19 protein-coding genes are annotated in these 25,808 nt (G+C 61.8%); 12 read left to right on the top strand and 7 right to left on the bottom strand.

Annotated features, from left to right (window positions below; all coding sequences use genetic code 11):
- Positions 1-244: 244 nt before the first annotated feature.
- From AC3WLP_RS14530 to AC3WLP_RS14480, 11 genes are all read left to right on the top strand, one after another.
- Entirely contained in the window at positions 245-421 is a 177-nt protein-coding gene (locus AC3WLP_RS14530; RefSeq protein ID WP_003250005.1) for a hypothetical protein, read from the top strand.
- Entirely contained in the window at positions 405-3,380 is a 2,976-nt protein-coding gene (locus tag AC3WLP_RS14525; protein WP_012053738.1) for a sensor histidine kinase, read from the top strand. The genes AC3WLP_RS14530 and AC3WLP_RS14525 overlap by 17 nt, the downstream gene beginning before the upstream one ends.
- Before the next feature lie 4 nt (positions 3,381-3,384).
- Positions 3,385-4,827, top strand: coding sequence for a sigma-54-dependent transcriptional regulator (locus tag AC3WLP_RS14520; RefSeq protein WP_088513238.1), 1,443 nt, complete (start codon positions 3,385-3,387; stop codon positions 4,825-4,827).
- Between the two features lie 968 nt (positions 4,828-5,795).
- Positions 5,796-7,178: a polynucleotide adenylyltransferase PcnB gene (locus tag AC3WLP_RS14515; RefSeq protein WP_003249997.1), complete on the top strand. Its 1,383-nt coding sequence runs from the start codon at positions 5,796-5,798 to the stop codon at positions 7,176-7,178.
- A complete protein-coding gene (gene folK, locus AC3WLP_RS14510) occupies positions 7,175-7,654 on the top strand; it encodes a 2-amino-4-hydroxy-6-hydroxymethyldihydropteridine diphosphokinase (protein WP_088513239.1) in 480 nt (159 codons plus the stop codon). The genes AC3WLP_RS14515 and folK overlap by 4 nt, the downstream gene beginning before the upstream one ends.
- A 262-nt stretch (positions 7,655-7,916) precedes the next feature.
- Positions 7,917-8,717, top strand: a complete 801-nt coding sequence (gene panB, locus AC3WLP_RS14505) for a 3-methyl-2-oxobutanoate hydroxymethyltransferase (RefSeq protein WP_088513240.1) — start codon at positions 7,917-7,919, stop codon at positions 8,715-8,717.
- Positions 8,714-9,577, top strand: a complete 864-nt coding sequence (panC, locus tag AC3WLP_RS14500; protein ID WP_012053740.1) for a pantoate--beta-alanine ligase — start codon at positions 8,714-8,716, stop codon at positions 9,575-9,577. The genes panB and panC overlap by 4 nt, the downstream gene beginning before the upstream one ends.
- A 208-nt stretch (positions 9,578-9,785) precedes the next feature.
- Positions 9,786-11,450, top strand: coding sequence for a glucose-6-phosphate isomerase (gene pgi, locus AC3WLP_RS14495; RefSeq protein ID WP_012053741.1), 1,665 nt, complete (start codon positions 9,786-9,788; stop codon positions 11,448-11,450).
- 180 nt (positions 11,451-11,630) lie between these two features.
- The gene (gene acs, locus AC3WLP_RS14490; protein WP_012053742.1) at positions 11,631-13,565 is read left to right on the top strand and encodes an acetate--CoA ligase; all 1,935 of its coding nucleotides are present in this window, start codon (positions 11,631-11,633) and stop codon (positions 13,563-13,565) included.
- A gap of 41 nt (positions 13,566-13,606) precedes the next feature.
- Positions 13,607-14,476 carry an oxygenase MpaB family protein gene (locus AC3WLP_RS14485; protein WP_012053743.1) on the top strand — a complete coding sequence of 290 codons (870 nt, stop codon included), beginning with the start codon at positions 13,607-13,609 and terminating at the stop codon, positions 14,474-14,476.
- A gap of 78 nt (positions 14,477-14,554) precedes the next feature.
- A complete protein-coding gene (locus AC3WLP_RS14480; RefSeq protein ID WP_012053744.1) occupies positions 14,555-17,491 on the top strand; it encodes a DUF748 domain-containing protein in 2,937 nt (978 codons plus the stop codon).
- 102 nt (positions 17,492-17,593) lie between these two features.
- Here AC3WLP_RS14480 and AC3WLP_RS14475 read toward each other — a convergent pair whose 3' ends face one another.
- Positions 17,594-18,007, bottom strand: coding sequence for a VOC family protein (locus AC3WLP_RS14475; protein ID WP_019752964.1), 414 nt, complete (start codon positions 18,005-18,007; stop codon positions 17,594-17,596).
- A gap of 60 nt (positions 18,008-18,067) precedes the next feature.
- On the opposite strand from AC3WLP_RS14475, the gene AC3WLP_RS14470 reads away from it, so the two are divergent.
- Positions 18,068-18,370, top strand: coding sequence for a heme-binding protein (locus AC3WLP_RS14470; RefSeq protein WP_088513241.1), 303 nt, complete (start codon positions 18,068-18,070; stop codon positions 18,368-18,370).
- Between the two features lie 76 nt (positions 18,371-18,446).
- Here AC3WLP_RS14470 and AC3WLP_RS14465 read toward each other — a convergent pair whose 3' ends face one another.
- The 6 genes from AC3WLP_RS14465 to infB form a co-directional block, all read right to left on the bottom strand.
- Positions 18,447-18,797, bottom strand: a complete 351-nt coding sequence (locus tag AC3WLP_RS14465; protein WP_003249976.1) for a BON domain-containing protein — start codon at positions 18,795-18,797, stop codon at positions 18,447-18,449.
- Between the two features lie 261 nt (positions 18,798-19,058).
- Complete coding sequence (gene pnp / locus AC3WLP_RS14460; RefSeq protein WP_004575780.1) at positions 19,059-21,164, bottom strand: polyribonucleotide nucleotidyltransferase; 2,106 nt, start codon at positions 21,162-21,164, stop codon at positions 19,059-19,061.
- Between the two features lie 250 nt (positions 21,165-21,414).
- A complete protein-coding gene (gene rpsO / locus AC3WLP_RS14455; protein ID WP_003249971.1) occupies positions 21,415-21,684 on the bottom strand; it encodes a 30S ribosomal protein S15 in 270 nt (89 codons plus the stop codon).
- A gap of 147 nt (positions 21,685-21,831) precedes the next feature.
- Positions 21,832-22,749 carry a tRNA pseudouridine(55) synthase TruB gene (gene truB / locus AC3WLP_RS14450; protein WP_012053746.1) on the bottom strand — a complete coding sequence of 306 codons (918 nt, stop codon included), beginning with the start codon at positions 22,747-22,749 and terminating at the stop codon, positions 21,832-21,834.
- A gap of 3 nt (positions 22,750-22,752) precedes the next feature.
- A complete protein-coding gene (gene rbfA / locus AC3WLP_RS14445) occupies positions 22,753-23,151 on the bottom strand; it encodes a 30S ribosome-binding factor RbfA (RefSeq protein ID WP_003249967.1) in 399 nt (132 codons plus the stop codon).
- A gap of 116 nt (positions 23,152-23,267) precedes the next feature.
- Complete coding sequence (gene infB / locus AC3WLP_RS14440; protein WP_004575779.1) at positions 23,268-25,808, bottom strand: translation initiation factor IF-2; 2,541 nt, start codon at positions 25,806-25,808, stop codon at positions 23,268-23,270.

Here is a 25,808-nt window from a genome sequence, read left to right as displayed (position 1 = left end):
AACTTTACCGGCCTCTTCGCGGGCGCGCCCGCTCCCACAGGAACCACGCCGCCTTCAAGGCCTGTGGTCTACCTGTGGGAGCGGGCATGCCCGCGAAAGGGCCGGCACAGGTAAAGCCCCCCTAAAAACAAAAGCCCAATAAATTCAAACCCTTGGCGAACGCTGTGGATTCCCGCTAGCATCCCCCCTGCCATTTGCGCCAATAATAAGTTCAAGCCCGCAGCGCCCAACCATCGAGGCCAGCATGTACATCTATCGTTTGGTCCTGCTTCTGGTCGTGGGGATCTACCTGTTCTCCCCGGCCATCATGGACTGGTGGATCGAACCGACCGGAGCCTGGTACCGCCCCTACCTGCTCTGGCTGATCCTGATCGTCGTCACCTTCATCCTGCAGAGCCAAAGAGATGCCGATGAGCTTTAGCCTGACCCAGATGATCCTGATCAGCGCCGGGTACCTCATGGTGCTGTTCGGCGTGGCCTGGATCAGCGAGCGCGGGCTGATCCCGCGTTCGATCATTCGCCACCCACTCACCTACACCCTGTCGCTGGGCGTCTACGCCAGTGCCTGGGCCTTCTATGGCTCGGTTGGCCTGGCCTACCAGTACGGCTACGGCTTCCTTGCCTGTTACCTGGGGGTGTCTGGCGCATTCCTGCTGGCGCCGGTGCTGCTCTATCCGATCCTCAAGATCACCCGCACCTACCAGCTGTCATCCCTGGCCGACCTGCTGGCCTTCCGCTTCCGCAGTACCTGGGCCGGGGCCTTGACCACCATCATCATGCTGATTGGCGTGCTCCCGTTGCTGGCCCTGCAGATCCAGGCGGTGGCCGACTCGATCAGCATCCTTACCGGTGAACCGGTCAAGGCCCGGGTGGCCTTTGCCTTTTGCACGCTGATCATTCTGTTCACCATCTTCTTCGGCTCGCGGCACATCGCCACGCGCGAAAAGCATGAGGGGTTGGTTTTCGCCATCGCCTTCGAGTCGGTGATCAAGCTGCTGGCCTTGGGCGGTATCGGCCTGTATGCCTTGTATGGCGTATTCGGCGGCCCGCACGAGCTGGAAGTCTGGCTGTTGCAGAACCAGACCGCCCTTGCCGCCCTGCACACCCCCCTGCAGGAAGGCCCATGGCGCACCCTGCTGCTGGTGTTCTTCGCCTCGGCCATCGTCATGCCGCATATGTACCACATGGCCTTTACCGAAAACCTCAACCCGCGCTCGCTGGTCAGCGCCAGCTGGGGCCTGCCGCTGTTCCTGCTGCTGATGAGTCTTGCCGTGCCGCTGGTGCTGTGGGCCGGCCTGCGCCTGGGCGCCAGCACCAACCCCGAGTACTTCACCCTGGGCCTGGGCATCGCCGCCAACAACCAGGCATTGGCACTGCTGGCCTACATTGGCGGCCTGTCGGCAGCCAGCGGCCTGATCATCGTCACCACCCTGGCGCTGTCGGGCATGGCCCTGAACCACTTGGTGCTGCCGCTTTACCAGCCCCCGGCCGAAGGCAACATCTACCGTTGGCTGAAGTGGACCCGCCGTGCATTGATCGTCGCCATCATCACTGCCGGCTTCATGTTCTACCTGAGCCAGAACTACCACCAGAGCCTGGCCAACCTGGGCATCGTCGCCTTCGTCGCCACCTTGCAGTTCCTGCCTGGGGTGCTGTCGGTACTCTACTGGCCAACCGCCAACCGCCGCGGTTTCATCGCCGGGCTGCTGGCCGGCACTCTGGTGTGGATGGTGACCATGCTGCTGCCGCTTCTCGGCAACTTGCAGGGTTTCTACATCCCGCTGCTGGACATGATCTATGTGCTGGACGACACCAGCTGGCACATGGCAGCCATCGCCTCGTTGGCGGCCAACGTGCTGCTGTTCACCCTGATCTCACTGTTCACCAACGCCAGCACCGAAGAGGTCAGCGCGGCCGAAGCCTGTGCCGTGGATAACGTGCGCCGTCCGCAGCGCCGCGAGCTGCACGCCGCCTCGCCGCAGGAATTCGCCACCCAGCTGGCCAAGCCGCTGGGCGCCAAGGCCGCGCAAAAGGAAGTCGAGCAAGCACTGCGCGACCTCTACCTGCCGTTCGACGAACGCCGCCCCTATGCCCTGCGCCGCCTGCGCGACCGCATCGAAGCCAACTTGTCCGGCCTGATGGGGCCGAGCGTGGCCCAGGACATGGTCGAGACTTTCCTGCCGTACAAGTCCGGCAACGAAAACTACGTGACCGAAGACATCCACTTCATCGAAAGCCGCCTGGAAGACTACCACTCGCGCCTGACCGGGCTGGCCGCCGAACTCGATGCCTTGCGCCGCTACCATCGCCAGACCCTGCAGGAATTGCCCATGGGCGTCTGCTCACTGGCCAAGGACCAGGAAATCCTGATGTGGAACAAGGCCATGGAAGAGCTCACCGGCATCGCCGCCAAGCATGTGGTCGGCTCGCGCCTGGTCACCATCGACGAGCCTTGGCGCGGCCTGCTGCAAGGCTTCATCAACGTGCCCGACGAGCACCTGCACAAACAGCGCCTGGCGCTGGACGGCCAGCCACGCTGGCTGAACCTGCACAAGGCAGCCATCGACGAGCCACTGGCACCCGGTAACAGCGGGCTGGTATTGCTGGTGGAGGACCTTACCGAAACCCAGGCACTGGAAGACAAGCTGGTGCACTCCGAGCGCCTGGCCAGCATCGGCCGACTGGCCGCCGGCGTGGCCCACGAGATCGGCAACCCGATCACCGGCATCGCCTGCCTGGCGCAAAACCTGCGCGAGGAACGCGAAGGCGATGGTGAAATCATCGAGTTGTCCAGCCAGATCCTTGACCAGACCAAGCGCGTATCGCGCATCGTCCAGTCGCTGATGAGCTTCGCCCATGCTGGCGGCAGCCACCAGAACAGCGAGGAACCGGTGTGCCTGGCCGAAGTGGCACAAGATGCCATCGGTCTGCTGGCGTTGAACCGGCGCAATTTCGAAGTACAGTTCTTCAACCTTTGCGACCCGGACCATTGGGCCGAAGGTGACCCGCAGCGCCTGGCCCAGGTGCTGATCAACCTGCTCTCCAACGCCCGCGATGCCTCGCCGCCCGGTAGCGCCGTGCGCGTGCGCAGCGAGGTTAACGAGCACACCGTCGACCTGATCGTCGAAGACGAAGGCAGCGGGATTCCGAAGAACATCATGGACCGCCTGTTCGAACCCTTCTTCACCACCAAGGACCCGGGCGAAGGAACCGGACTGGGGCTCGCTCTGGTCTATTCCATCGTGGAAGAGCATTATGGGCAAATCACCATCGACAGCCCGGCCGATATCGAACGGCAACGTGGCACCCGGATCCGCGTGACCCTGCCCCGGCATGTCGTAGCGACGTCCCCTGAAATTCGAGACCGTCGAGAGAATTGAATCAATGCCGCACATTCTGATCGTCGAAGACGAAACCATCATCCGCTCGGCCCTGCGTCGCCTGCTTGAGCGGAACCAGTACCAGGTCAGCGAGGCCGGCTCGGTGCAGGAAGCCCAGGAACGCTTCAGCATTGCCACTTTCGACCTCATCGTCAGCGACCTGCGCCTGCCAGGCGCGCCCGGCACCGAGCTGATCAAGCTCGGCCAAGGCACCCCGGTGCTGATCATGACCAGTTACGCCAGCCTGCGCTCAGCGGTGGACTCGATGAAAATGGGCGCGGTGGACTACATCGCCAAGCCCTTCGACCACGACGAGATGCTGCAGGCAGTAGCGCGTATTCTGCGTGACCGGCAGAACGCCCCCGCTGCTGCACCGCCTGCCGAGCCACGCGCCAGCAATGGCAAGGCTACGCCGTCCGACAAAGGCAGCGCGGCAACAGCCAATGGCGAGATCGGCATCATCGGCTCGTGCCAGCCCATGCAGGACATGTACAGCAAGATCCGCAAAGTCGCGCCTACCGACTCCAATGTGCTGATCCAGGGCGAGTCCGGCACCGGTAAAGAGTTGGTGGCCCGCGCCCTGCACAACCTGTCTCGCCGGGCCAAGGCACCGATGATCTCGGTGAACTGCGCGGCCATCCCCGAAACGCTGATCGAATCTGAACTGTTCGGCCACGAAAAAGGCGCGTTCACCGGCGCCAGCGCCGGGCGCGCCGGCTTGGTGGAGGCCGCCGATGGCGGTACGCTGTTCCTCGATGAAATTGGCGAACTGCCGCTGGAAGCCCAGGCTCGCCTGCTGCGTGTGCTGCAGGAAGGCGAGATACGCCGGGTAGGTTCGGTGCAGTCGCAAAAGGTCGATGTGCGCCTGATCGCCGCGACCCACCGCGACCTGAAGAACCTGGCCAAGGCCGGCCAGTTCCGTGAAGACTTGTATTACCGACTGCACGTCATCGCCCTGAAGCTGCCGGCCCTGCGCGAGCGTGGCAGCGACGTCAACGAGATCGCCAGCGTCTTCCTCGCCCGCCAAAGTGCTCGCATCGGCCGCGACGACCTGCACTTCTCGGCCGAGGCCGAGCAAGCCATTCGTCACTACAGCTGGCCCGGTAACGTGCGAGAACTGGAAAACGCCGTGGAGCGCGCGGTGATTCTCAGCGAGAGCGCAGAAATTTCCGCCGAGCTGCTGGGCATCGACATCGAGCTCAGCGACCTGGAAGAGGATGACATCCTCGACAATGCCCTGGTGGTGGCCAACGCAGGCAATGCCAGCCACGAGCCGACCGAAGACCTGTCGCTAGAAGACTACTTCCAGCACTTCGTGCTTGAGCACCAGGACCACATGACCGAGACCGAACTGGCACGCAAGCTCGGCGTCAGCCGCAAGTGCCTGTGGGAACGCCGCCAACGCCTGGGCATACCACGGCGCAAGAGCAACGCTACCAGCGAATAACCGACCTGCGCACCGTACGCCGTAGCCTATGCGGCGTCGGTGAGATCGAGCGCCGCCCGCGCGGCGCTTCGCGGCTAAAGCCGCGCCTACATTTGTTTCGGGCCAGTCCCTCCTGTGCCACGCACGCGCGACCGCCTTGTTGTACGACGCAATCCCGAGCCATGCGCCAAGGCGTTCGCGCTCAAATCCCACAGAAAAAATTAGCCCGAACACATGTAGGCGCGGCTTTAGCCGCGAAGCGCCGCGCGGGCGGCGCTCGGCCTCACAGGCGCTGAACGTGTCACGGCGAACACCCCAGGTAACACCTCACCTCCCGTAAAAATCTGTTACCCAACCTTTCCGCCGTAACAGTTCCCGAGGCGTACGGTAACGAAATCCCGACATTTTCGACCTATCGAAAATCGTCGAACCCTCTCAACCCCTTGATTTTACTGAGTTTCCAAAAGTTGGCACGGCACCTGCTATATGCTTAGTACAAAAACAATAACAAGCACTGAAATCTAGAATAAGAACAAGACGAAACGGCTCACGCACAATAAAAACAAGATGGCGGAGGCGCAGCTAACTGATTCTTTTGGAGAGGATGCGTGTTTGGGGCTTGCCCCACAACCAGGCAGAGAACAACAAAAACTGCACTAAAAGCAGCGCCTGAACTGGTTGGATCAACAGATCAACGTGTCATCAGCGGCCAAAGCAATCCGTTTGCTCTTTACCCCCGGTTTGGGGGTCGTCCACAAGCTTCGAGATTTGTGGACAGGGCACTCAACAAAAACAAGAAGCCCAGCAAAAAAACAATAAGAGCACGTAACGACTTCTTGGGGAGCTTAGGCTCCCCTTGTCGTTTCTACCCTTCTGGCAGGCATCCTGCTACCCGCCTACACCATTCCCCGAGTAAATGCTAGAATCCCCGCCCATCATGCGGCCATTCTCCTATTCTTGGCCGAACATCCCTTCACACAGTGCATCCCATGCTGAAGAAGCTGTTCCAGTCTTTCCGCCCGCCCGTACCGGGCCCGCACCACAGGCGCACCACGCCCGAGGTGATCAACAAGAGCCAGCACTCGCTGCAGCGCCACCAGTTCAGCCGTCATGCGGTGAACATCGTGGAGCGCCTGCAAAGCGCCGGCTACCAGGCTTACCTGGTCGGTGGCTGTGTCCGCGACCTGATGCTGGGCATCACGCCGAAGGACTTCGACGTCGCCACCAGCGCCACCCCCGAACAGGTCCGTGCCGAGTTCCGCAACGCCCGCATCATTGGTCGTCGCTTCAAATTGGTCCATGTGCATTTCGGCCGTGAGATCATTGAAGTCGCCACCTTCCGCGCCCACCACTCCGAGGACGACCAGGGCGATGCCCACCGTTCGTCGCATAACGCCAGTGGCCGCATTCTGCGAGACAACGTGTACGGCACCCTGGAAGAGGACGCGCAACGCCGCGACTTCACCATCAACGCCCTGTACTACGATCCGGTCAGCGAGCGCATTCTCGATTACGCCAACGGTGTGCACGACGTGCGCAATCGCCTGCTGCGGCTGATCGGGGACCCGACCCACCGCTACCAGGAAGACCCGGTGCGCATGCTGCGCGCGGTGCGCTTTGCTGCCAAGCTCGACTTTGGCATCGAAAAGCACACCTACCTGCCGATTCGCGGCCTGGCCCCGATGCTGCGCGAAATTCCACCCGCGCGCCTGTTCGAGGAATGCCTCAAGCTGTTCCTCAGCGGCCAAGGTGCCATCGCCTTCGAAATGCTGGTTGACCTGGAGTTGTTCGAACCGCTGTTCCCGGCCAGTGCCCACGCGCTGGATGAGCGGCCAACCTACACCCACACGCTCATCAGCCAGGCACTGAACAACACCGACCTGCGCGTGAAGCAGGGCAAGCCGGTGACGCCAGCCTTCCTGTTTGCTGCTCTGCTCTGGCCAGCTCTGCCGGCCCGTGTGCTGCACCTGCAGAACCAGGGCGTGCCGCCGATCCCGGCCATGAACGGTGCAGCCCACGACCTGATCGCCGAGCAGTGCGCGCGCATTGCCATCCCCAAGCGTTTCACCCTGCCGATCCGCGAGATCTGGGACATGCAGGAGCGCCTGCCGCGCCGCAGCGGCAAGCGCGCCGACATGCTGCTGGACAACCCGCGTTTCCGCGCCGGTTACGACTTCCTGCTGCTGCGTGAAAGCGCCGGGGAAGAAACCGACGACCTGGGCCAGTGGTGGACCGATTACCAGGAGGCAAACGACAGCGAGCGCCGCGAGATGATCCGCGAGCTTGGTAGCCGTGACGACAGTGCCGGCCCGCGCAAGCGCAAGCGCAGCGGCAGCAAACGCAAGCGCAGTGGCGACGAGGCGTTCGAGTGACCGTTCGCGCCTACGTAGGCCTGGGCAGCAACCTGGACGCACCTGCCGAGCAGTTGCGTAGCGCCTTGCAGGCGCTGGACCAGGTCGAAGCCACGCGCCTGGTAGCCGCCTCGGCCCTGTACACCAGTGATTCGCTGCTGCCCGGCCAACCGCGCTACACCAACGCTGTCGCCGCCCTGGACACCACCCTGGCGCCACTGGCATTGCTCGATGCGTTGCAGGCCATCGAAAACGACCAGGGCCGCGTGCGCAAGGAACGCTGGGGCCCACGTACGCTGGACCTGGACATCTTGCTGTTCGGTGACCAGGTGCTCGACCAGCCACGCCTGAAAGTGCCGCATTACCACATGCATGCCCGCCCCTTCGTGCTGTATCCGTTGGCCGAGCTGGTACCGGGCGATTTCCGCCTGGCCGATGGTCGTGCCCTCGCGCAACTGCTCGACGAATGCCCATTCGTCGGCCTGGAACGCCTGTAGACCGGGCGTTCCAGCCTGCATTACCACCTCGGTAACGCCAGTAACACCCTGATCGTAACAATGCGGTAACAGGGTGATTGACTTCCCCCACCTCGCTCACGACTATAGGCGTCCCGTGTGGCACCAAAGTGCCGCATACCCGTATTTAGGCCCGGACGGACCTGTGCCCGAACATCACGCGCGATGATGTGCCGCTCCGGAAGATGACTACACGCGTTGAATGCAGTCGTTTTTTACAGCGCCTGAACGAGGAATTTCCTACATGCCTGAAGTAACCCTTACCACCCTTAACGGCCTCAAGGCCAAGGGTGAAAAAATCACCATGCTGACCTGCTACGACGCGACCTTTGCCAAGGTCGCCAGCCAGGCCGGCGTTGAAGTGTTGCTGGTGGGCGACTCGCTGGGGATGGTCCTGCAGGGCCACGACAGCACCTTGCCGGTCACCACGACGGAGATGGCCTACCACACCGCCAGCGTCAAACGCGGCAACGACGGCGCGCTGATCCTCACCGACCTGCCGTTCATGGCCCACGCCACGCCGGAGCAGGCCTTTGCCAACAGCGCCACGCTGATGCAGGCCGGCGCCCACATGGTCAAGATCGAAGGCGCAGCCTGGCTGGCCGAAACCATCCGCTTGCTGGCCGAGCGTGGTGTGCCAGTGTGCGCACACATGGGCCTGACCCCGCAAACCGTCAACGTGCTGGGCGGCTACAAAGTGCAGGGCCGCCAGGAGGCCCAGGCCCGGCAGATGCGCGCCGACGCCATTGCCCTGGAACAGGCCGGTGCGGCCATGCTGCTGCTCGAGTGCGTACCCAGCGAGCTGGCAGCGGAAATCACCAATGCCGTTGGCATCCCGGTAATCGGCATTGGCGCCGGCAGCGCCACCGATGGCCAGGTACTGGTACTGCACGATATGCTCGGCCTGTCGCTGAGCGGCCGGGTACCGAAGTTCGTGAAGAACTTCATGCAGGGCCAACCGGATATCCATAGCGCCCTCGTCGCTTACGTTGAGGCGGTCAAGCAAGTCAGTTTCCCAGGCAGCGAACACGGGTTCAGTGCATGAATACAGTCAAGACCGTCCGCGAACTGCGCGCGGCAGTGGCCCGCGCGCGCGGTGAGGGCAAACGCATCGGTTTCGTGCCGACCATGGGCAACCTGCACAGCGGCCATGCAGCCTTGGTGACCAAGGCTGCCCAGCGTGCCGACTTCGTGGTCGCCAGTGTCTTCGTCAACCCGCTGCAGTTCGGCGCCAACGAAGACCTCGACAAATACCCACGCACCCTGGCAGCCGACCAGGAGCGCCTGGTGCAGGCCGGCTGCAACCTGCTGTTCGCGCCCACCGTGGAAGAGATGTACCCCGACGGCATGAGCGTGCAAACACGCGTCAGCGTGCCCCAGCTTTCCGAAGGCCTGTGCGGCGCCAGCCGGCCTGGGCATTTCGAGGGCGTGGCCACCGTGGTCAACAAGCTCTTCAACATGGTCCAGCCAGACCTTGCCGTGTTCGGCGAGAAGGACTATCAGCAGTTGGCGGTGATCCGCGCCATGGTGCGCGACCTGAACATGCCGATCCAGATCATCGGCGAACCCACCGTGCGTGCCGAAGACGGCTTGGCGCTGTCGTCGCGCAATGGCTACCTCACGCCAGAGCAGCGTACTGCTGCGCCAGCGCTGTACCGCACACTGCAGCACATTGCAGCGGGCATCGGCCGTGGCCAGCGGGATTTTGCCGCGCTGGTCGCTGAAGGCCTGGCGCAACTGAGCGCAGCGGGTTTCCGCCCGGATTACCTGGAAGTACGCCATGCCGTAAGCTTGCGCCCGGCAATGATCGATGATCGAGACCTGGTGGTGATTGCGGCGGCTTACCTGGGTAACACACGGTTGATCGACAACCTCTACCTGCATGTGGAAGAGAAGACCGCATAACGGTCCTGGGCTGCCTTACAGCCCATTCGCGGGCAAGCCCGCTCCTGCACGTTTACCTGTAGGGGCGGGCTTGCTTGCAATGCCCCACCAAAATCCCCCTGCCATACCCATTCCCAGCACGTGGCCTTTGCCTATAATGGTGCCAGCCTGAACCCGGCAACGACTGCCGTGTCCAAGCCCTCACCACGCACCAAGGGAACCCCGCGCAATGGCGTATTACCGTACACCCCACGATGTGACGGCCCTGCCCGCCTGGCAGGCGCTTCAGAAACACCGCGACGCCATGCAAAGCTTTAGCATGCGCGAAGCCTTCGCCGCCGATGCCAAGCGCTTCGACCAGTTTTCCCTTAGCGCTTGCGGCCTGTTCCTCGACTACTCAAAAAACCTGATCACTGAGCAAAGCCGCGACCTGCTGGTCAGCCTGGCCAATGAAGTGGGCCTGCAAGACGCCATCAAGTCGATGTTCAGCGGTGAGATCATCAACGCCTCCGAAGGCCGCCCGGTGCTTCACACCGCCTTGCGCCGGCCCGTAGGTGACAAACTCAGCGTCAACGGCGTGAACGTCATGCCGGAAGTGCACAAGGTGCTCAACCAGATTACCGAACTGGTCGGCCGCATTCACGATGGCCTGTGGCGCGGCTACAGCGAAAAGCCGATCACCGACGTGGTCAACATTGGCATTGGCGGTTCGTTCCTGGGCCCCGAGCTGGTGTCCGAAGCGCTGCTACCCTATGCCCAGCGCGGCGTGCGCTGCCACTACCTGGCCAATATCGACGGCAGCGAGTTCCACGAGCTGTCGGCCAACCTGCGCGCCGAAACCACCCTGTTCATCGTCTCGTCGAAGTCGTTCAACACCCTCGAGACGCTGAAAAACGCCATGGCCGCGCGTACCTGGTACCTGGCCCAAGGCGGCTCGGAAGCCGAGCTGTACCGCCATTTCATTGCAGTTTCCAGCAACAAGGCCGCTGCTGTAGCGTTCGGTATCCGCGAAGAAAACATCTTCCCGATGTGGGACTGGGTGGGCGGGCGCTACTCGCTGTGGTCGGCCATCGGCCTGCCGATCGCCCTGGCCATCGGCACTGCCAACTTCAAGGAACTGCTGTCCGGCGCCTACACCATGGACCAGCACTTCCAGACCGCACCGTTCGACAAGAACATGCCGGTGCTACTGGCCTTGCTGGGCGTGTGGTATGGCAACTTCTGGGACGCGAACAGTCACGCGATCCTGCCGTACGACCACTACCTGCGCAACATCACCAAGCACTTGCAGCAGCTGGACATGGAATCCAACGGCAAGAGCGTATTGCAAGACGGTACCCCGGTGAAGACCGACACCGGGCCGGTAATCTGGGGCGGCGTGGGCTGCAACGGCCAGCATGCCTACCACCAGTTGCTGCACCAAGGCACCCAGTTGATTCCGGCCGACTTCATCGTGCCAGTGGTGAGCTTCAACCCGGTGGCCGACCACCACCAGTGGCTGTACGCCAACTGCCTGTCGCAGAGCCAGGCGCTGATGCTGGGCAAAACCCGCGAGGAGGCCGAAGCCGAATTGCGCGCTAAAGGCCTCAACGAAGCGGACATCGAAAAGCTGGCCCCGCACAAGGTAATCCCGGGTAACCGCCCGAGCAACACGTTGGTGGTCGAGCGCATCAGCCCGCGCCGCCTGGGCGCGTTGGTGGCGATGTACGAGCACAAGGTGTTCGTACAGAGCGTTATCTGGGGTATCAACGCCTTCGACCAGTGGGGCGTTGAGCTGGGCAAGGAACTGGGCAAGGGCGTTTACCAGCGCTTGGTCGGCAGCCTGGAAGACAGCGCCGAAGACGGTTCCACCCAAGGCCTGATCAACTACTTCCGCGGCCGTCACCGCGGTTGATCCGAAGCTTGTGCCGGCCTCTTCGCGGGTAAACCCGCTCCTACCAGGCAACGCGTTATCTCGTAGGAGCGGGTTTACCCGCGAAGAGGCCGGCCCAGGTTGAACACCGCTCCCAGCTACACTGTCCTATCGAATAGCCGTTGCAGTCCATCGCCCCTTACAAGAGCAGGACCACCCGCCATGTTCGATATCCGCAAATACCCCCAAGCCCTGGCCGTCAGCCAGTCCGCCGCCCTCACCCCCGAAGACTACCGCCGCCTCTACCGCCAGTCGGTCGAAGACCCAGACACCTTCTGGGCCGAACAGGCCAAACGTCTGGACTGGATCAAGCCTTGGTCAAGCGTGCAGCAATGCGACCTGCATACCGGCAAGGCCCGCTGGTTCGACGGTGCGCAACTCAACGTCAGCTACAACTGCATCGACCGTCATCTGGCCCAGCGCGGCGAGCAAACGGCCCTGCTGTGGGAAGGCGACGACCCCAAGGATTCCAAGGCCATCACCTATCGCGAACTGCACCGTGAGGTCTGCCGCCTGGCCAACGCAATGAAAGCGCGCGGTGTGAAGAAAGGCGACCGGGTGTGCATCTACATGCCAATGATTCCCGAGGCCGCCTTCGCCATGCTCGCCTGCACCCGCATCGGCGCCATCCACTCGGTAGTGTTCGGCGGTTTCTCCCCCGATGCCTTGCGAGACCGTATTCTCGATGCCGACTGCCGCACCGTGATCACCGCCGATGAAGGCGTGCGTGGCGGCAAACGCATCCCGCTGAAACAGAACGTCGACAAGGCCCTGGCCAGCTGCCCTGCGGTCAGTAGCGTATTGGTGGTGCGTCGCACTGGCGGCGATGTTGCGTGGACCGAGGGCCGCGACCTCTGGTATCACGAAGCGACGAAGGATGCCGGCGACGACTGCCCCCCAGAACCGATGGAGGCCGAAGACCCGCTGTTCATCCTCTACACCTCCGGCAGCACCGGCAAACCCAAAGGGGTGCTGCATACCACCGGCGGCTACCTGCTGCAGGCAACGATGACCTTCAAGGTGGTGTTCGATTATCGTGACGGCGAGGTGTTCTGGTGCACCGCCGATGTCGGCTGGGTGACTGGCCACAGCTACATCGTCTACGGCCCGCTGGCCAATGGCGCAATCTCGCTGATGTTCGAAGGCGTGCCCAACTACCCGGATACCTCGCGCTTCTGGCAGGTGGTGGACAAACACCAGGTGAACATCTTCTACACCGCCCCGACCGCCCTGCGCGCACTGATGCGCGAGGGCTCTGCGCCACTGCAGGGCACCTCACGCAAAAGCCTGCGCCTGCTGGGCAGCGTCGGCGAGCCGATCAACCCGGAAGCCTGGGAATGGTATTTCGAGGAGGTCGGGCAGAAGCGCTGCCCGATTGTGGATACCTGGTGGCAGACCGAAACCGGCGGCATCATGCTCACCCCGCTGCCCGGCACGCAGTCACTCAAACCCGGCTGCGCTACCCAGCCAATGTTCGGCGTGCAGCCGGTGCTACTGGACGAAAAAGGCAAACTGATCGAAGGCCCCGGCGCCGGCGTGCTGGCGATCAAAGCCAGCTGGCCGGGGCAGATCCGCAGTGTCTACGGCGACCACCAGCGGATGGTCGACACCTACTTCAAGCCCTTGCCCGGCTACTACTTCACAGGCGACGGTGCCCGCCGCGATGCCGATGGCGACTACTGGATCACCGGGCGCATCGACGATGTGATCAACGTATCCGGGCACCGCATCGGCACCGCTGAAGTGGAAAGCGCACTTGTGCTGCATGACAGCGTGGCCGAAGCCGCGGTGGTCGGTTATCCCCACGACCTCAAGGGCCAAGGCGTCTACGCCTTCGTCACGACCATGAATGGCGTGACACCAGATGACACGCTAAAAGCCGAGCTGCTGGCCCTGGTCAGCAAGGAAATCGGCAGCTTCGCCAAGCCTGAGCTGATTCAGTGGGCGCCAGCGCTACCCAAGACGCGCTCAGGCAAGATCATGCGGCGTATACTGCGCAAAATCGCCTGCAATGAGCTGGAAAACCTGGGCGATACCTCGACCCTGGCCGACCCAAGCGTGGTACAGGGCCTGATCGACAAACGCCTCAACCAGTAACCGGCGGCCGCAAATCTGGCCGCCCTGTACAGCAGGTCGCCATGGAAGCCCTTCGTCGCCGTATCGAAACCCAGGTCATGAGCCTCACTGGGCTGGCCCTCGGCCAGCTCGACCTGGAATCGCCCAAGGGCGACCCCGGCCTGTTCGGCCCGCACAGTATTAGCTGGCGGGTACATGGCGACTTCCCGAGCATGCTGGTCGGTGGCATCAGCGCGCTGATGCTGCAGTTGTTGCATCCCCTGGCCTTGGCCGGTGTGTGGGACCACTCCAATTTTCGTGAAGACCTGCTCGGCCGCTTGCGCCGCACCAGCCAGTTCATTTCCGGCACCACCTTCGGCGCCACTGGCGATGCCGAGTGGCTGATCGACAAAGTGCGCACCATTCACCTGCAGGTCACCGGCACTGCACCGGATGGCCGCCCTTATGCGGCCAGCGACCCGGATCTGTTGACCTGGGTGCATGTAGCGGAGGTCAGCCGTTTCCTCGCCGCCCACCTGCGTTACCGCAACCCACACCTGCCACGCGCCGAGCAGGATGCCTATTACAACGAAATCGCCCTGATCGCCGAGCGCCTCGGTGCCCGTGACGTGCCGCGCTCGTGCCAGCAAGTTGAAGACTATCTGCAACGCATACGCCCGCAGCTGCACTGTGATGCGCGCAGCCATGAGGTCATGCGAATCCTGCTCGACGCCCCTGCCCCCAGCCGCCTGGCACAGCCAGTTGGCAAACTGATGCTGCACGCGGGTATCGACTTGCTGCCCGGCTGGGCCCAGGCACTGCTCGGCCTGCAGCACGGGCCCCTGCAGCAGCGCCTGATCCGCCTGGGCCTGCGCCGCACCGCGCCGGTACTTCGCTGGGCAATGCGCGACGGCTCGGCACACCGGGCCAAACGGCGCATGGGCATTGATTGAGCGAAAAGGGTGCCCCCTGCGGAACTGATTTAACGTGCCATACTCCAAGCACTCCTGCTTAGACAGACGAAGCGACACATGTACAAAGGATTGACTCGCGCCGCTGGCGCAATCGTGGCCTTGGTAGCCCTGTATAGCCTGCTCGGCTTTCTCATTCTTCCCGGTGTCGCACTGCGCATCGCCAACCAGCAGTTGGCCCAATACGCCACCGTGCCGGCCCACCTCGAACGGATCGAACTCAACCCATTCAGCCTCGAGCTGACGCTGTGGGGCCTGCAGATCGGCGAGCCGGGCAAGGAGCAGGTCGGTTTCGAGCGTCTTTACGCTAACGCCTCGCTCGACAGCCTGTGGACAAAAGCCCTGCATCTGGAAGCGGTGGAGCTCGACAAACCGCGCAACGAAGTGCTGTTCGCCAAGGACGGTACCCTCAACCTGACCGGGTTGTTCAAACTACCGGCCAGCGAAGCCAAACCCGAAGAGCCGCCCAGCGACCCGTTCCCGCTGCGTATTGGCAGCATCAAGCTCGTCGACGGCTACCTGCACTTCGAGGACCTGCGGCCCAGCGAGCCGATCGAGTTCCTCTACGACAACATGAATCTGGAGCTGAAAAACCTCAGCACCCTGCCCAACGACAACGCCGACATGACCTTGGTGGCCAGCGGCCCCAATGGCGGACGCATCGACTGGAAGGGCACGCTGAGCCTGTCGCCGATCGCCTCCGAAGGCACACTGAAGGTCACTGACGGAAAGATGAAGCTGTTCTGGCCCTACGTGCGCGATGCCGTGCCACTGGTGCTGGAAGACGGCGTGGTAAGCCTCGATACGCACTATAAGCTCAACCTCGCCAAACAGACCGAGCTGCTGCTGGATAACGTCTCCGTGCGCATCGCGCCATTCGCGATCAAGGCGCCGGATGGCCGACCGTTGGCACGCCTGGCCAGCCTGGAGGTTAGCGAAACCTCCATTGACCTGGTCAAGCAGCAGGTCACGGTGGGCAAGGTTCGCAGCGAAAAGCTCGAAACCTGGGCGGCGCTGGAAAAAGATGGCCAGCTCGACTGGCAGAAGCTGTTCGCCAGCCAACCCGCCAAAGCAACGCCGAAGGAAAAGGCCGAGCCGGCGGCCGCAGCACCTACGCCTGAAGAGAAAGCGGTCAAAGAGCCAAGCAAACCCTGGCAAGTGCTGCTCAAGGACGTGCAGTTGCGCAACTACCTGGTACACCTGGAAGATCGCAGCCAAAAGGCACCGGTAGCCTTGGACCTTGGCCCTCTCAATGCCGACCTGCAAGGTTTCGACAGCCTCAACCAGTCGCCCTTCACCCTCAAACTCGATACAGGTGTGGGTAAGCAAGGCAAGCTGCAGGCTGCAGGCCAGGTCAACCTGGCACCGATATGGGCAAAGCTGGATGTGAGCACCCGCGACATCGACCTGCGTGTAGCCCAGGCCTACATCAGCCCGTTCATCCTGCTGGAGCTGCGCAGCGGCATGCTCTCGAGCGACCTCAAGGTCGACCTGAAGAACACCGCGCCGCTGGCCTTCAATGTGACCGGCAAGGCGCAGGTCAGCCAGTTGCATACCCTCGACACCATCAAGAGCCGCGACTTCGTCAAATGGCAGCAGGTGAACGTCGACGGCTTGTCCTACGTGCACGGCGATGCTCTGTCGATCGACAAGGTGACCCTGCTGCAGCCCTATGCACGCTTCATCATCAACGAAGACCGCACTACTAACGTGAATGATCTGCTGATCCCGCAACCGGCCGACGCCCCGGCGAGCCGCCAGCCCAAGCCGACCACGGCCAGCAGCAACAAGCCGCTTGGCATCCATATCGGGCAGATCGACATCAATGACGGTTCGGCCAACTTTGCCGACCTGTCGCTAACCCCCAACTTCGCCACAGCCATCCAGCAACTCAACGGGCAGATCGGCACCATCGACAACCGCAAGCCACAGCCGGCCAAGGTCGACGTCAAGGGCAAGGTAGACCGCTACGCACCGGTTACCATCAAGGGCGCACTCAACCCGTTCAATCCACTGGCCAGCCTGGACATTGCCACCAGCTTCAAGCGCGTAGAGCTGACCACGCTGACGCCCTACTCCGGCAAATTCGCTGGTTTCCGCATCCGCAAGGGGCGGCTGAACCTGGACCTGCACTACTTGATCACCAACGGCCAGCTCAAGGCCGAGAACAAGGTAGTAGTGGAGCAACTGCAGTTGGGCGAGAAAGTCGACAGCCCGGATGCGGTCGACCTTCCAATCCGCCTGGCGGTGGCATTGCTGAAGGATACCGAGGGCAAGATCTCGATCGAGCTGCCGGTGTCTGGCGACCTCAACAACCCGCAATTCAGCGTGATGCCGATTGTTTGGCAAACCCTGCGCAACCTGGTGCTGCGCGCGGCGCAGGCGCCATTCAAATTCATTGGCGGGCTGATCAGCGGCGGTAGCTCGGAAGACCTTGGCAACGTGGCGTTCGCCCCCGGTTCCAGCGAACTCAGCGGCGAGGCCCAGTCGTCCTTGGACAAGCTGGCATCCGCGCTGAAAGAGCGCCCGGAACTGCGCCTGGAAATCGAAGGCACCAGCGCCCAGGCCAGCGACGGCCCGCTGATTGCCCAACAGCGCCTTGAGCGTGAGTACCAGGCCACCTGGTACAAGATCCTGCAGCGACGGGGTGACAAGGTGCCGGCCAATGCCTCGATGCTGGTGGTTGACGACAGTGACAAACCGGCGATGCTCGAAGGCATCTACCGCACCCGCCTGAAGCAGCAGCCGCCTGCCGAATGGGAGCAGTTGGGCCGTGACGAACGCGCCGCCAAGCTGCGCGAGGCCGTGATCAAGTCGTGGGCCGAGAGTACCGCCTTGCTGCGTACCTTGGGGCAGGAGCGGGCCAGCAGCATCAAGGACTACCTGGTCGACAAGGGCAAGCTGGAAGACGACCGGGTGTACTTCATCGATACCAGCCTGGGGCAGCCTCAAAGCGATGGCCGGGTGGTGACACCGATGCACCTGGATGCCGAGTAATCCCCTCTGGCAGGCCTGGCCTGTTCGCAGGCACGCCCGCCCCCACAGGCCTGCGCACTACCTGTGGGAGCGGGCGTGCCCGCGAAGAGGCCAGCACGGGCTTCAAACCAACCGCTGCCCCGACACCGCCGGGTGATACAACGGTTGAACCTTGTTCCCGGCCGGGTCCAGCAGGTGGAAGCTGCGTGCGCCGTCACCATGGTTGAACGGCCGGTCGAGCAAGGTCACGCCACGGGCCTTGAAGTACGCATACCAGGCCTCCAGCTCCTCCACGCTGTCGACAATGAACCCGTAGTGATCCAGGGTCTGCAACCCGTTGGCCGCCCCTGCCCCACGTCCCAATGAGAGGTTGTCGTTACCGCAAGTGAGGTACACCAGGTCCTCATTGGCGCGATTCAGCACTTCCATGCCCAGCACATCGACGTAGAAGCGTTCACACTCTTCCAGGTTAGGCACCAGCAGGGCGATGTGGCGCAAGCCATTCAGGCGGCCAGGGCGTGCAGGCAATTCGGACATTGGCGAAGCTCCATTATTGTATACAATTCATTATTGAATTTAAAACAAAAGGAGAGATTTGTGTATAGCCTGTTCATCAAGACCCGAGTGAAGCCTGGATGCGCCGAAGCTTTCCTGAGTGCAATCAAGGTCAATGCTGCAGCTTCCGTGGCGAGTGAGCCTGGCTGTCTGGTGTTCGATGTGTCGCAGGACCGGGTCGATACGGAGGTGATCTACTTGTACGAAATCTACCGCGATGATGCTGCGTATGAAGCGCATACCCAGACCGCGCATTTTCGCGACAGCCGCCCATTGGTGGAGCCTCTGATCCTTGAACAGGAATGCTTCGAAAGCGATGTGATCGCGCGCAACCCAGTGTATTGAGCGCAAGAAAAAGCCCTGGCACGGGCCAGGGCTTTGCTGAAAGTGGCCAAATCCATTTGGCCGACGGGACATTCCTTTACTCGGCTTTCAGGCCGTCAGACATTACGCTCTTGACGCCTTTGATGTTCTTGGTGATGCGCACCGCTTCTGCTTTCTGCGATTCGGTAACCTTCACATCAGAAGACAGCGAAACAACACCTTGGCTGGTCTCGACTTTGATGTCGCTGCCTGGGATGCCTTTTTCAGTCAGCAGATCAGCTTTGACCTTGGTAGTGATCCAAGTGTCGGAGCCTTCTTGCTTGGCGTTGTCGACGGTGTTGGCCGCCAACATGACTGGAGCCTGGGTTGGCTCAGCGGCGAATGCACCGTTAGCCATGGTCAGGGTCAGAGCGGTAGCAGTAGCGGCAGCAATGGCGAACTTCTTCATGTGGGTCACTCCTGTTTTTCGAAGGGTCTGCGCCGTATGTCCTGGCGTCAGGTATGAAGGTAGTTGCATGGGCTGTGCCAGCTTGGCTTCTTCGTTTATTTCCTTTTAAATCAATCAGTTAGCAACACGCCATCACTGCTGCGGTCGTGCATTTTGCAATCTGCGCGGTAAACCTGCATGCAAGATGCAAGTCCGCAAAAGGTTCCCGCCCCCATGAAAAAAGGGCCCCGAAGGGCCCTTTCTCTATTGCGTGACGGTCACTTAGACGCCCGAGGCCTTGGCCGCAGCAACGTCTTTGATCGACAGCTTGATACGGCCGCGGTTGTCCACGTCCAGTACCAGCACTTCGACTTCCTGGCCTTCTTTGAGGATGTCGGTGACTTTCTCGACGCGAGCATCGCTCAGCATGGAGATGTGCACCAGGCCGTCCTTGCCAGGCAGGATGTTGACGAAGGCGCCGAAATCGACAATGCGCTCGACCTTGCCGACGTAGATCTTGCCGATCTCGGCCTCGGCGGTGATGCCCAGGATGCGCTGCTTGGCAGCATCTGCCGCTTCCTTGGTTTCGCCGAAGATCTTGATCGAGCCGTCGTCTTCGATGTCGATCGAAGCCTTGGTCTCTTCGCAGATGGCGCGAATGGTGGCGCCGCCTTTACCGATGACGTCACGGATCTTGTCGGTGTCGATCTTCATCGCGATCATGGTCGGGGCGTTGGCCGACAGTTCGGTACGCGACTGGCCAATGACCTGGTTCATCTGGCCGAGGATGTTCAGGCGCGCTTCCAGGGCTTGGCCCAGGGCGATTTCCATGATCTCTTCGGTGATGCCGTTGATCTTGATGTCCATCTGCAGCGCGGTGACGCCTTTGGCGGTACCGGCTACCTTGAAGTCCATGTCGCCCAGGTGGTCTTCGTCACCCAGGATGTCAGTCAGGACTGCGAACTTGTCGCCTTCCTTGACCAGGCCCATGGCGATACCGGCAACTGGCGCCTTCATCGGCACACCGGCGTCCATCAGGGCCAGGGAAGCACCGCAGACCGAAGCCATGGAGCTGGAACCGTTGGATTCGGTGATTTCCGAAACCACACGGATGGTGTACGGGAACACGTCAGCAGCAGGCAGCATGGCCTGAACCGAACGGCGGGCCAGACGGCCGTGGCCGATTTCGCGACGGCCAGCACCGCCCATGCGGCCACACTCACCTACCGAGAACGGTGGGAAGTTGTAGTGCAGCATGAAGGGGTCTTTCTTCTCGCCTTCGAGGGTGTCCAGCAGCTGGGCATCACGGGCAGTACCCAGGGTCGCAACGACCAGGGCCTGGGTTTCGCCACGGGTGAACAGTGCCGAACCGTGAGTTTTCGGCAGCACACCCACTTCGATGTTCAGCGGGCGCACAGTCTTGGTGTCGCGGCCGTCGATACGTGGCTTGCCGTTGACGATGTTTTCGCGAACGGTGCGGTATTCGATTTCGCCGAAGATGTCTTTTACTTCGGAAGCCGAAGGCTGGCCTTCTTCACCGGAGAACTTGGCAACCGCCTGGTCACGCAGCTCACCCAGACGCGCATAGCGGTCGGCTTTGACGGTGATGGTGTAGCCCTGCGAAACCGCTTCGCCGAACTCGGCGCGGATAGCATTGAACAGCTCGGTGTTGGCAACGGCAGGTTTCCAGTCCCAAGTCGGCTTGCCAGCTTCGGCAGCCAGCTCTTTGACAGCCTGGATAACAGCCTGGAATTCGTCGTGGGCGAACAGTACGGCACCCAGCATCTGGTCTTCGGTCAGCTCTTGAGCTTCCGATTCAACCATCAGTACGGCGTCGGAGGTACCGGCAACGACCATGTCCAGGCTCGAGGCAGCCAGTTGCTCGTAGGTCGGGTTCAGCAGGTAGCCAGTGCTTTCGTGGAAGGCAACGCGGGCAGCGCCGATTGGGCCTTCGAACGGAATACCGGAAATGGCCAGGGCAGCCGAGGTACCGATCATCGCAGCGATGTCCGGGTCGGTCTTCTTGCTGGTGGAAACCACGGTGCAGACGACCTGCACTTCGTTCATGAAGCCTTCCGGGAACAGCGGACGGATCGGACGGTCGATCAGGCGCGAGGTCAGCGTCTCTTTCTCGGAAGGACGGCCTTCACGCTTGAAGAAGCCACCTGGGATCTTGCCAGCGGCGTAGGTCTTTTCCTGGTAGTGAACCGACAGCGGGAAGAAACCCTTGCCTGGATCAGCCTGTTTGGCGCCTACCACAGTCACCAGCACGGTGACGTCGTTGTCGACGGTAACCAGCACGGCGCCGGTTGCCTGACGGGCAATACGGCCCGTTTCGAGAGTGACGGTCGATTGACCGAACTGGAAAGTCTTGATTACCGGGTTCACGGTTTCCTACCTTTTTCAGTGGCTCTTGGGGGAACTGGTTTCTTGCGAATTCTTGGGCAGAACGGGGAATCGGCCCCATTGACCGTCCAGATACAACACGAGGCTGGGAGCCTGGCACCAAGCGGAAAAACCGCTCAGCATTGCCAGGCTGCCAACCTCGGAGATACGCGTGAAGTGCCCAACGGCAGCGCTGCAAAACAGCCCTGCCGAAGCCTGCGACACCCCACGCACACCACTGACCAGGCCGCTATTAGCGACGCAGGCCCAGGCGACCGATCAGGGCGCTGTAACGAGTGGTGTCTTTGCCCTTCAGGTAATCCAGCAGCTTACGACGCTGGTTGACCATACGGATCAGACCACGACGGGAGTGGTGGTCTTTATCGTTGGCCTTGAAGTGGCCTTGCAGCTTGTTGATGTTGGCGGTCAGCAGAGCAACCTGCACTTCCGGGCTACCGGTATCGCCGGCGGCTTGCTGGTATTCGGCAACGATCTGAGCTTTTTCTTCAACGCTGAGGGCCATTTGGCTTCTCCTGATAACGGATCCCGCAAGCGGGGTCCAATAGGCCAGGGACAAATCCCTGTATTAATAAAAAAGGTGTGACCGTGCCTACTGACAGCCACCCTTGATGCCGTGGGGCTCGGCAACTGCCTGACCCCGCGGTTTCGGTCATTCCGACCGAATCAGCCGACGCGGCGCAATGCGCCCGTCTTCGCTCACCTCACCGATACCGATGAAGCGTGCATTGTGATCCTGTACCCGCACCATGCCAAATTGTGGCGCGTCCGGCGCGCGTACCGCCTGGCCATGCAGCCAGTAGAACGCACTGTGTTCCGACAGGCTGACCAACGGCCAGTCCTGCAGCCCGCTGTCCGATGGCATCAGGAAGCGGTCGAGCGCTTCGTTGCCACCTTCGGCATGGGCCTGTTCGAGTTCCTCGAGGGTGACCGTCTGTGCCAACGCAAAGGGCCCTGCCTGGGTCCTGCGCAGCTCGGCGACATAGGCGCCGCAACCAAGGGCTTCACCGATATCCTCCACCAGCGTGCGGATATAGGTGCCTTTGCTGCATCCTACGCTCAACCGTGCACGGGTGCCTTCGCACTCGAGCAACTCCAAGCGGTTAATAGTAACAGAACGCGCCTCGCGCTCCACTACCTCTCCTGCACGTGCCAGTTTGTACAGCGGCTGGCCGTCACGCTTGAGCGCCGAGTACATAGGCGGTATCTGGCTGATCGGGCCGCGGAAACGGGGTAGCAGCGCTTCGATGTCGGCGCGACCAACGGTCACGTCGCGGGTCTGCAGCACCTCACCCTCGGCATCGCCGGTGTTGGTAGTCTGCCCCATCTGCATGACGGTTTCGTAGCCCTTGTCGGAATCCAGCAAGTACTGCGAAAACTTGGTCGCTTCACCGAAGCACAGCGGCAACACGCCGGTCGCCAGCGGGTCGAGGCTACCGGTATGGCCGGCCTTTTCCGCGTTCAGCAACCAACGCACTTTCTGCAAGGCGGCATTGGACGTGAAGCCCAGCGGCTTGTCGAGCAGGATGATGCCGCTGATATTGCGGCGGATACGTTTGACCTGGGCCACCGCTTACTCCTTGGTGTCCGACTCGTCGGCATCCTTGTGCAGGCGGTCTTCGGCCACTGCACGCTCGATCAGCGCCGACAGGTGCACACCACGGCTGACACTTTCATCGAAATGGAAGTGCAGCTGCGGCACGCTGCGCAGTTGCATCGAACGCCCCAGGTGCAGACGCAGGAAGCTGGCGGCGCTATTCAATGCCTTGAGCGATTGCTGCACGGCATCCGGGGTTTCCTCGCCCATGACGGTGATGAACACCTTGGCATGGCCCAGGTCACGGCTCACGTCCACGGCGGTGATAGTCACCAGACCGACACGCGGGTCCTTGACTTCGCGACGGATCAGCTCGGCCAGCTCGCGCTGCATCTGATCGCCAATACGTTGGGTACGGCTATATTCTTTGGCCATTCTTGCTACCTGTAACTTAAAGCGGCAAACGCCCGGACAGACGAATGCCTGACCGGGCGCTACCTGAAGAGGTACCGCAAGCCGCCCTGTAGCAGGCGCTTGCGGCTCGCTCGCCCTTAAAGGGTACGAGCCACCTGGACTTTCTCGAAGACTTCGATCTTGTCGCCGACCTTGACGTCGTTGTAGCTCTTGACGCCAATACCGCACTCCATGCCCGAACGGACTTCGGAAGCATCGTCCTTGAAGCGACGCAGCGATTCCAGCTCGCCTTCGAAGATCACAACGTCATCACGCAGTACGCGAATCGGACGGTTGCGGTACACGGTACCCTCGATGACCATACAGCCAGCGATGGCGCCGAACTTCGGCGAACGGAACACGTCACGTACTTCGGCGACACCCAGGATGTTCTCACGAACATCGCTGCCGAGCATGCCGGTCAGGGCCTTCTTGACGTCTTCGATGATGTCGTAGATCACGTTGTAATAACGCATATCCAGACCTTCCTGCTCGACGATCTTGCGCGCACCGGCGTCGGCACGCACGTTGAAGCCGAACAGTACTGCATTCGAAGCCAGCGCCAGGTTGGCATCGCTCTCGGTGATACCACCGACGCCACCACCAATCACGCGCACTTGCACTTCGTCGTTGCCCAGGCCGCCGAGCGAACCCTGCAGCGCTTCCAGAGAACCACGCACATCGGTCTTGAGAACGATGTTGAGGGTTTTCTTCTCTTCCTGACCCATGGTCTCGAAGATGTTTTCCAGCTTGCCGGCGTGAGCACGGGCCAGCTTGACCTCGCGATACTTGCCTTGACGGAACAGGGCAACTTCACGGGCTTTCTTCTCGTCGGCAACCACGGACAGCTCGTCACCGGCTTCCGGAGTACCGTCCAGGCCGAGGATTTCGACCGGGATCGACGGGCCAGCTTCCTTCACAGGCTTGCCGTTCTCGTCGAGCATGGCACGTACGCGGCCATAGTTGGAGCCGCACAGGACCATGTCGCCCTGACGCAGGGTACCGTCCTGAACCAGGATGGTCGCCACCGGGCCACGGCCCTTGTCCAGGCGCGATTCGACAACCACACCACGACCTGGCGCGGTTGGGGTAGCGGTCAGTTCGAGGATCTCGGCCTGCAGCAGAACGGCTTCGAGCAGCTCGTCGACACCGGTACCCATCTTCGCCGAAACCTTGACGAACGGCGTGTCACCACCCCAGTCCTCGGAGGTAACGCCTTCGACGGACAGCTCGTTACGGATGCGATCGAGGTCAGCACCTGGCTTGTCGATCTTGTTCACTGCAACGACCAGCGGAACACCGGCTGCCTTGGCATGCTGAACGGCTTCGCGGGTTTGCGGCATCACACCGTCGTCCGCCGCCACCACCAGGATGACAATGTCGGTCGCCTTGGCACCACGGGCACGCATCTGGGTAAACGCAGCGTGACCTGGGGTATCGAGGAAGGTGACCATGCCGCGGTCGGTTTCCACGTGGTAGGCACCGATGTGCTGGGTGATACCACCGGCTTCGCCAGCGGCAACCTTGGCACGACGGATGTAGTCGAGCAGCGAGGTCTTACCATGGTCAACGTGACCCATGACGGTAACCACCGGCGCACGCGACTCGGTCTGGCCTTCGAACTTCAGCGATTCGGCCAGGGAGTCTTCCAGGGCGGTGTCGCTGACCAGCGTGACCTTGTGGCCCAGCTCTTCTGCGATCAGCTGAGCGGTTTCCTGGTCGAGCACCTGGTTGATGGTGACCGGGGTCCCCATCTTGAACATGAACTTGACCACTTCAGCGCCCTTGACGGACATCTGGTTGGCCAGCTCGGAGACGGTGATGGTCTCGCCGATGGTCACGTCACGGATGACGGGGCCGGTCGGGTTCTGGAAGCCGTGCTGATTACGCTTTTTCAGCTTGCTCTTGCCACCACGGCCACGACGAGCGCCATCGCTCTCTTCGTCGGTAGTGCGCGGAGCAGCACGCGGAGTCGGCGCCTTTTCCTTCTCCTTGACCTTGACCTTGATCGACACACGAGGCGCTTCGCCACGACGACGGTCGTCATCACGGGTACGGCTTTCGTTGCGACGGGTCTCGTCTTTCTTGCGCTCGGCAGCACGGGCTGCGGCGTCTTCAGAGGCCGGGGCGTCTGCGACTACCGGGGCCGGAGCAGCGACCGGAGCAGCGGCAGGAGCCGGCTCTGGCTTGGCAGCAGGCGCAGGGGCGGCGGCGGTGGAGCCGGCCGCCTGACGGCGAGCCTGCTCTTCGTTGCGCTGGCGAACTTCGGCCTCGACCTTGTCGCGAGCGGCATTTTCAGCCGCGCGGCGCTCTTCCAGCTCACGCTTCTGCTCAGCCTGGATTTCTTCAGGGCTGCGCTGCACGAAAACTTTCTTCTTGCGTACTTCTACGCTGATGCTCTTGCTACCGGCGACACGCAGGGTGCTGGTGGTTTTGCGCTGCAAGGTAATCTTGCGCGGCTCTTCCGCCTTGCTCTTGTGGCTGCTTTTCAAATGAGTCAGCAGGGTCTGCTTCTCATTGTCGGTCACTACCTGACCGGCGTCGGTGTGCGGCAGACCTGCCTCACGCATCTGCTGCAGCAGGCGCTCTACCGGTGCCTCGACCTCTTGGGCCAGTTCTTTCACCGTGACTTGCGTCAT

It is taken from the genome of Pseudomonas sp. FW305-E2 (assembly GCF_058782925.1).
The sequence above is the reverse complement of the archived record's forward strand: the minus strand, read 5'-3'. Positions and strand labels throughout refer to the sequence as shown.